At 62.2% G+C, this 7,038-nt stretch carries 7 protein-coding genes; 2 read left to right on the top strand and 5 right to left on the bottom strand.

All coding sequences use genetic code 11. From position 1 onward, the window contains the following. Positions 1-19 precede the first annotated feature (19 nt). Positions 20-1,453: a ribosome biogenesis GTPase Der gene (der, locus tag E5W87_RS31285; protein WP_292406561.1), complete on the bottom strand. Its 1,434-nt coding sequence runs from the start codon at positions 1,451-1,453 to the stop codon at positions 20-22. Between the two features lie 64 nt (positions 1,454-1,517). Beyond that, positions 1,518-2,183 carry a tetratricopeptide repeat protein gene (locus tag E5W87_RS31280; protein WP_292406558.1) on the bottom strand — a complete coding sequence of 222 codons (666 nt, stop codon included), beginning with the start codon at positions 2,181-2,183 and terminating at the stop codon, positions 1,518-1,520. A 192-nt stretch (positions 2,184-2,375) separates the two neighbouring features. Here E5W87_RS31280 and E5W87_RS31275 point away from each other — a divergent pair, with 192 nt between their 5' ends. After that, positions 2,376-3,371: a polysaccharide deacetylase gene (locus E5W87_RS31275; RefSeq protein WP_292406555.1), complete on the top strand. Its 996-nt coding sequence runs from the start codon at positions 2,376-2,378 to the stop codon at positions 3,369-3,371. A gap of 28 nt (positions 3,372-3,399) precedes the next feature. Here the strand turns inward: E5W87_RS31275 and sbmA are convergent, their stop codons facing one another. The 3 genes from sbmA to E5W87_RS31260 all read right to left on the bottom strand — a co-directional run bounded on the left by sbmA (position 3,400) and on the right by E5W87_RS31260 (position 6,317). Beyond that, on the bottom strand, positions 3,400-4,677 hold the full coding sequence (sbmA, locus tag E5W87_RS31270) for a peptide antibiotic transporter SbmA (protein ID WP_292406552.1): 1,278 nt from the start codon (positions 4,675-4,677) through the stop codon (positions 3,400-3,402). A 122-nt stretch (positions 4,678-4,799) separates the two neighbouring features. Continuing rightward, positions 4,800-5,960 carry a YbfB/YjiJ family MFS transporter gene (locus E5W87_RS31265; protein WP_292406549.1) on the bottom strand — a complete coding sequence of 387 codons (1,161 nt, stop codon included), beginning with the start codon at positions 5,958-5,960 and terminating at the stop codon, positions 4,800-4,802. Between the two features lie 144 nt (positions 5,961-6,104). Continuing rightward, positions 6,105-6,317 (bottom strand): hypothetical protein, encoded by a 213-nt coding sequence (locus tag E5W87_RS31260; protein WP_292406546.1) that lies wholly within the window; start codon positions 6,315-6,317, stop codon positions 6,105-6,107. 96 nt (positions 6,318-6,413) lie between these two features. On the opposite strand from E5W87_RS31260, the gene E5W87_RS31255 reads away from it, so the two are divergent. Then, a partial coding sequence (locus E5W87_RS31255; protein WP_292406543.1) for a LysR family transcriptional regulator occupies positions 6,414-7,038 on the top strand: 625 nt, incomplete at its 3' end.

Raw genomic sequence — 7,038 nt, 5'->3', positions numbered from 1 at the left:
GGCAAGGAGCGTGCAGCGCTCAGCGGCGTTTTTTCGCCTTGCTGGCGAACGGATTTTCCGAGGTGCGCAAGGCAATGCGGATCGGCACGCCGGGCATGTCGAAGGCTTCGCGCAGGCTGTTCGAGAGATAGCGGACATAGGATTGCGGCATCGCGTCCGGCCGTGAGCAGGAGACGACGAAGCCCGGCGGGCGCGTCTTGGCTTGCGTGACATATTTGATCTTCAGCCGACGCCCCGCCACGGCGGGCGGCGGATGATGCGCCAGGATGCCTTCCAGCCAGCGGTTGAGCTTGCCGGTCGAGACGCGGCTGTTCCACACCCTGTGCGTCTTGATGACGGCATCCATCAGCTTGTCGAGGCCGCGCCCGGTCTCGGCCGAGACCGGCACCGCCTGCATGCCGCGCGCCTGCGGCAACAGCCGCTCCGTTTTCTCGCGCAGTTCCACCAGGAGTTCCTGGGGGTGGTCGATCATGTCCCATTTGTTGAAGGCGATCACCGGCGCGCGGCCCTCGCGGATGATCAGGTCGGCAATCTGCAGATCCTGCTTCTCGAAAGGAATGGTGGCGTCGAGCACTATGATGACGATCTCGGCAAAGCGGATGGCGCGCAAGCCGTCCTGCACCGACATGACTTCCAGCTTTTCGTGGATCCTGGCCTTGCGGCGCATGCCGGCAGTGTCGAACAGTTTCAGGCGGCGGCCATGCCAGTCCCAGTCGACGGAGATGGAATCGCGGGTGATGCCGGCTTCCGGCCCGGTCAACAGCCGCTCCTCGCCGATCAGCGCGTTGATCAGCGTCGACTTGCCGGCGTTTGGACGGCCGACGACGGCGATGCGCATCGGCTTGGTATCGTCATAGCTCGGCTCGGCATCCGGATCGGTGATGTCTTCGCCGATCAGCACCTCGCTGGCGGCGGTCTCCTCGTCCGTAGCCTCTTCTTCTTCGCCGAAAGCGCGCGCCTCGCCCAGTGCGGCGATCACCGCATCGCGCAAATCAGGCAGGCCCTGGCCGTGTTCGGCCGAGACCGGGATCGGCTCGCCAAGGCCGAGTTCCCAGGCCTCCAGCATGCCGCCCTGGGCGCCGCGCGCCTCGGCCTTGTTGGCGACGACGACAACTGGCTTGCCGGATTTGCGCACGATCTCGGCGAAGGTCTTGTCGTCGGGCATCAGCCCGGACTTGGCATCGATCGTGAAAAAGATCAGGTCGGCTTCGCGGATGGCGATCTCGGTCTGGGTGCGCATGCGGCCGGGCAGCGTCGAAGCAGCAGCGTCCTCGAAGCCGGCGGTGTCGATGACATCGAAATGCAGATCGTAGAGCTTGGCGGCATGGACGCGACGGTCGCGGGTGACGCCCGGCGTGTCGTCGACAAGCGCCAGCTTCCTTCCCACCAGACGGTTGAAAAGGGTCGATTTGCCGACGTTAGGCCGGCCGATGATGGCGACTTTGAATGTCATCGGACTCTACCTATTGTGCATGTCGTTGACCCCAAAACCGCTTCGCACTTTTGGGCAACATGCACTACGACGCGCTGCCCGACCCGCGGATCAGCTCGGACATCAACGTCGCCCGCTCACGCGCGTTGCGCGGGGCGCCGTCATCCGAGGCGATCTGGTCGAACAGTTTCAGTGCGTCCGTCGCCTTGCCTTCCTTCCAGGCGGCAAGGCCGAGCGCCTCGCGCGCCGTATGGCGCAGCGTGTTGGTGTCGGCGGTGAGAGCCTCGACACGGCTGGAGACATCGGCGAAGGAACCGTGGTCGACGAGCAGCAGTGCTGCCCTGAGGCGCGCCATGTCGCGAAGGCCCGATGGAATGGCTGTGTCGGCCGCGACGTCGTCGAAGTCCTTGACGGCGGCGGCGACGTCGCCCTTGTCCGCCTTGACGGTTGCCGCGCGCATGCGGGCGAGCAGCGGATAGGCGCCGTAGCCATCCTTTTCCAGCGCAGCGAGGGCCGTCAGCGCTTCGTCGCTCTTGCCCTCATTGGCAAGCTTCAGCGCCTGCGAGAAGGCATCGCCCGAGCGATTGGCGCGGGTCTCGTCCCAATAGCGATAGCCGACGAAGGCGGCGGTGCCGACCACCACCAGCACCGCAAGCGCAAGCAAGGCAGGACCAAAACGGTCCCATAGCGCATGCGCCTGATCGCGACGCATCTCTTCGTTGACTTCGCGGATAAAACTGTCGTCCGACATGGATCAAAACCATTCCTGCCCCGGCCGGGGCGTACATGAGCCCGCGTTTTAGCGAAATTCTGTCCGCATGGAAGGGGTTCGACAGGAAAATCGGCTAATCGCCGGACAGGCGACGTAAGGGGCGACCGCACCCGCGCCACATTTCGCCGATAGCCGGTGCTCGAACCCTCCTCAAATCCAGATCAGATGTCGATGCCTCGTTTGTCCCGCGTTGTTGCGTTTTCCATCGCGTCGCTTGCTGCGGCGGGCACTGCCGTGGCCGATCCGCCTGCGCCGACAAAGCCGAAGCAGATCGTCATCATCTCGTTCGACAGCGCTCGCGATATTCCGCAGTGGAAGCGCAGCCGGGCGCTGGCCGCCCGCACAGGTGCCCATTTCACCTATTTCGTGTCCTGCGTCTTCCTGCTCTCGCCGAAAACGCGCAAGGAATATACGGCGCCCGGCAAGACCGCAGGCAAATCCAATATCGGCTTTGCGGCCTCGAAACAGGAAGTCGCTGACCGGCTCGAGCAGATAAACCTTGCCGCCTCGGAGGGCCACGATATCGGCAGCCACGGTTGCGGCCATTTCGACGGCAAGGACTGGAACAAGGCCGACTGGCTGAGCGAGTTCGGCTCTTTCTCGCACATTCTCGAAAACGCCTATACGATCAACGGCATTGCCCCCGAACCCGCGGGCTGGCGCAAAATCGCGCGCAAAGCGGTGGGCTTTCGCGCACCCTATCTGTCGGCAAACAAGGCGCTCTACGAGGCGCTGCCAAGGGCGGGCTATCTGTTCGACGCGAGCGGCGTCTCGCGCGGCCCAGTCCGGCCGACGACCGCCAATGGCATCACGCGCTTTTCGCTGCCGCAGATTCCGGAAGGGCCTCGTTCAAGGCCGGTTATCGCGATGGACTACAATCTCTATGTCAGACATTCCGGCGGCTTCGAGCGGCCGAGCAAGGCGGACGAATTCGCCAACCGGACCTATGACGCCTTTCGCGCCGCCTTCGACGCCCAATACCAGGGAAAACGCATTCCGCTGGAACTCGGCTTCCATTTCACGCTGATGAATGACGGCGCCTACTGGAATGCGCTGGAGCGCTTTTCCGGCGAGGTCTGCACCCAGGCCGATGTCGAGTGCATCAGCTATCGCGACTATGTTTCGCGGCAGCGCGCCGGGGAAACGCAGGCGGCGGTGGGCGGCTGAGCCGGAAGCGCTCGCCGCCTGCCTTCTCCTAGCTTGCCGGCTGATCCTCAGGGCGCAAGCCGGCTTGCTCACGCTCCAAATAGTGCTGGTCGATGTCCGGAAGCGGTTCGCCCTTGATTGTGGCTTCGAAGGCGCGCAGACGCTTGTGCACCGACAGAAGCTCGACAATCGTCGACCATGAATTGACGAGATACTGGAACGAGCTAGTCACCTGGCCGAAGGCTGAACTGATCTGGTTGATGAGACCCAGCGTTACCGTTAGCGCGATGATCGAGGGCACCATCAGAAAGAGGGCGAAGATGTTGTTGGTCTGCAAATAGAGATAGCGGACCACATTGAAATAGACGTAGTGGAAATAGAGGCGAAAGTAGTTTCTGCGCACATTTCCAAACAGTTCTGCAACTGTCGGCGGCTGCGCCCGATCTGGATCGTCCTCACCGTAAACAAGTTCCTTGCGGTAGGCGGCTTCGACGCGCTGGTTGCGGAATTGCAGGCCGGGAAGCTTTATGCCGGCGGTGGCAATGCAGACCGTGCCGAAAATTGCCCAGAAGATCGCAGCCACAACCAGCGGCTGCGGAACGTGACCAATGAACGGCAATACAGTGATGTGCTTTGAGTAGGCCAGCAAAATCGGCATGAAAGCGATCAGGGTCATGATGGAATCGACAAAGCTGGTACCAAGGTCTTCCATGATTTTGGAAAACCGCATCGTGTCTTCTTGCACACGCTGGGAAGCTCCTTCGATAGGGCGCAGCTTAGGCCAATACGACATGTAATAATTGTTCATCGCAGTACGCCAGCGGAACACCCAATGGCTGACAAAGAAGTTCGTAATGACAAAAACCGTAACCGCCACGAGAGCGATGCCGAGGAAAGCTAATACTTGCGCGTAAAGATCAGCTTCTGTCGCCGTTACAGTTTTGCTGAGGATGGCTTGAATGAGATCCCAGAACGGCCCGTACCAGGCATTGATCGCGACGCTCACCTGCACCTGAAAATAGGTGGTGAACAAGATCAGCGAGGAACCGAGGATGGACCAGCGGTCCCACGGGTGCGGGGAATACCAATGCCAGAAAGCGTAAAAGAGCAGCACGCCAAGGGTAAAGTAGATGTAGAACCAAAGGAATGGAGGCGACCAGAAGACCGAAACGCCAATGATGGGCTGCGCGTCCGCTGCGAAGGGGGGCAATCCGATCAAAGCGCCCAGCTGATCGCCACCGAGAAACCATACGGCCACCATGACCGCACTCCACAGGGCGGCCGAGGTGAAAAACAACTTCGGCTGCGGAAAGAAGGATACAAACACTGTGGCGAAATCCTCGGTCGATGCGCAAATCAGCGGCGTTGCTGTTCAGCGGGCATAAGGTCACACATCCATCGGAATGAAAATGGCCGGTGCGCGATGCCCGGCCCCGAGCAAGACCACAATCATGGCGATTTTGGAGCAGCCGACCAGGTGATCGCGCCGGAGACCAGCAGGACGGCGGCGGCCACGATCGATGCGAGGAAGAAGTCGCCCGAGGCTTGCGCAAGCAGCCCGGCGACGATCGGACCGATGATCTGACCGAAGCCGAATGAAGCCGTCATCAACGCCAAGATCCGGCGTGGCGCTTGCGGGACAAGCTGCCTTCCGGTCTGCAGGCCGAGCGCGGTGATGGCGATGAAGGTCCCGCCAAGCAGCAATCCGCCTAGCAGCGGCCCAATGTGTCCGCCCATGGCGACGCTCGCGGTGACGCCGACCACCTCGACGAGGCACCCGAAGGCATAAGCCGCATACAGGCCAATCCTTGCGGCGATCTTCTGCCAGAGCCAGATCGAAGGAATCCCGGCCAGGCCAGTGACCATCCAGACCACGGCTTCGAACACACGACCGCCGCCACCCTGCCGGACGATGGCGATCAGAAACGTCGCCGTCACGATATAACCGAAGCCGAACAGGCCATAGGCGACGATGATCTTCATCAGCGAGCGGTCCTTCGGCAGCGCCGGTTCGCGACCATCGGCGCCGTTGGCGGTCGCAGTGCTGCCGACCAGCAGCGCCACGACGGCAAAGCCGCAGGCCGAGAATACGGCGGACCAGAACCAGCCCGCTGCCCAGCCGGCATGTCCGGTGACGAGGATAGCCATCAGCGCCGAAGACGCCGCAATGCCGAGGCCGACGCCGCCGAAATGCAGCGCCTGCAGGTCGTTTCGGCCGGCGGCGGCCAGATGACCGAACACGATGCTGGACATGAACACCAAGACAAAAGCGCTGGCCAGACCGGCAAGAAAGCGGACGACGAGAAAGGCCGCCATCGTGTCGGCCAGGCCCATTAGCCCGGTGAGGACTGCGGTTGCGGCAAGACCGGCCAGCATCAGCAGGCGCTCGCGGCCGTGCGCCCAGCCGCCGACGGCTGCAAGCGCGCCAATGAGATAGCCGAGATAGTTAGCGGATGCGACCCAGCCGGCATCGGCCGGCGACAGGCCGAGTTCCTCCATCATGCCAGGCAGGATCGGTGTGTAGACGAAACGGCCGATGCCCATGGCAACGGCCAAGGCGATCATGCCGGCGAAGGCGAGACGCAAGGGGGATGGCAAAGCGGCTTTCATTGCAGTGCACAATAGGTGCACGAGCCTGTGAGACAATCCGCTTGTGTTGGGCCAGAAAGGGCTCGCAACGGCCGTCGGCAACCAGCCTCTGCCCGCCATGCCGGCAGCGGTGGATGACCGTCCGTTGCTATCGTTTCAGAGGCTTCAACCGCAACCCGCTTGCCCAGTGGCCATCTCGTAGGTAGTGCGTCGGGCTGTCAGCCTGAACGGCACGTCGCCGAGTTCGCGCTCCGACATGGTGTCGAGTACAGGATGCGACAGCGGATCGATCACCCATCGGGTGGTCTCGCTTTCAGGCGACCGGCTTTGCCGCGCGCCGGCAGCGGAAAAGACCCTGAGCAGTGACAAAATCTTCATCGTATTTTCCTCCAGAGGTCTGATCGCCTCCTAAAATCTGCCCTTCCTCCCTGTGTTTCAATTGAGATTTCAATCGCGGCGGTTTAGAAAAACTGTATGGTCATGTTGAACCGCGTCCACCTCAACGGCTTGCGTGCTGTGGAAACCGTCGCCCGCCTGGGATCGCTTTCGGCTGCGGCGAGCGAACTCAACGTGTCCGCCAGCGCCGTCAGCCAGCAGGTCAAGCGAACGGAAGAGCAACTCGGCCAGGCGTTGTTCGAACGAACGGCAAGCGGTCTCGTGCTGACCGAATTCGGCACCGTCTTCACCGCGCGCCTCGGGGCAGGTTTCCGCGAACTCGCCCAAGCCGTGGCGCTCGCCGACGAGGCCTCCGAATGCACGCTGGTGGTTTCGGTCGCGCCGGCTTTCGCGTCGAAGTGGCTGCTGCCGAGACTGTCACGTCACTTCGCCCGGCATCCGAATGTGCTTTTGCGCATCGACGCCTCGGTGCGAATTGCCGATCTCGATCGCTCGGACATCGACATCGCCATCCGGCTTGGCGACGGGACGTGGCCGGGCGGGCGCGCAGAACTGCTGCTGGCGCAGGAGGTGTTTCCGGTCTGCGCCCCGGTGATCGCCGACAAACTGAAATCGATCGAAGACCTCGCCTTGACCTGCGCGATTACCGACGAAAGGGCGATGATCAGTTGGGAAAGCTGGTTCGAGGCGGCGGGGGCAGAAC

The organism is Mesorhizobium sp., from assembly GCF_004962925.1.
Taxonomy (GTDB): domain Bacteria; phylum Pseudomonadota; class Alphaproteobacteria; order Rhizobiales; family Rhizobiaceae; genus Mesorhizobium.
This window is presented reverse-complemented; position numbering and strand designations above follow the sequence as displayed.